The sequence below is a fragment of the Flavobacterium coralii genome (genome assembly GCF_019891545.1).
GTDB lineage: Bacteria > Bacteroidota > Bacteroidia > Flavobacteriales > Flavobacteriaceae > Flavobacterium > Flavobacterium coralii.
This window is the reverse complement of the sequence record NZ_JAHDIU010000027.1, coordinates 1-1,045: the sequence shown is the minus strand read 5'-3', so window position 1 is coordinate 1,045 and position 1,045 is coordinate 1. Positions and strand designations below refer to the sequence as shown.

At 54.4% G+C, this 1,045-nt stretch carries 1 pseudogene; it reads right to left on the bottom strand.

The features are described 5' to 3' along the window. Window positions 1-1,045 (bottom strand): annotated as a pseudogene (locus KJK34_RS14970) (OmpA family protein); the annotation flags it as partial.

The following is a 1,045-nucleotide window of genomic DNA, read 5'->3' as shown; positions in this document are numbered from 1 at the left end:
TACTTTATCCTCACCTCCACAGGGTTCAGGTCAGCCGATACATTTACCTGGCCGCCTTTGGTCTTGGCAATCGGGAAGCTGTTGTTCTCATAGCCGTCAGCCGCTGCCTGTATGGTATAGGCCCTGTCACAGTCAATGTTGTAGGTTACCTTRCCGTCAGCRCCYGCMGTACGGGTCTCTATCACGTTGCCCTTGTCATCCAGTATCGATACCTTGGCCGTAGCCAGCGCCTTGCCTGTGTTGGCATCGCGCACCATAACAATAGCCTCTACCCCGCACACCGGTGTGGCGCTGTAGAGCTGGTCTACCCCGCTCCTGTTAGAGGCAAARTAACCCATGTTCTTGCTGTTGTTAAAGCTGAAGGAAATATCATCCTGCGGTGAGTTTACCGGGGCACCCAGGTTCATRGCCTCGCCGCTGTTGTTCTTAAGGTCTATYACATACAGGTCATACCCGCCAAAGCCCGGCCTGCCGTTAGAGGCAAAGTAMAGCTTGTCGTCTTCGGTAATGAAAGGGAAGTTCTCCCTGCCCTCTGTATTTACCTTTGRCCCCAGGTTTACCGGCTCGCCATAGGTGTTGTTGCCTTTTACCTCTACCTTCCAAATGTCGGTATCCCCAACAGAGCCTTCCCTGTCTGAGGTAAAGTAAAGGGTCTTGCCGTCTTTGCTGATGGCAGGGTTACCCGTGCTCCAACGCTTGTCGTTAAAGGGCACCGGCTGCACATTGCCCCAGCTGTCGCCCTGTYTGGTGGCCCTGTACAGGTACACCTGGCCTATCTTGGCATTTACATCCTTATCCTTCTGCCACTGCTTGCTCTCTTTAAAGCTCTCGCTGGCAAAGTACATGGTCTTGCCGTCTGCGGTAACTGCCGCAGGGCCGTCGTGCCACTTGCTGTTCACCCCTTCCACCGGTACCGGCTCGCTGAAGGTGCCGTTGGCATTCCAGGTGCTCATGTACAGGTCAAGGAAAGGCTGCTCGTTCCAGCCGTAGGTCTTGCGGGCCTCATTGCGCGCACTGGTAAAGTAAAGGGTATTGTCATCGGTTA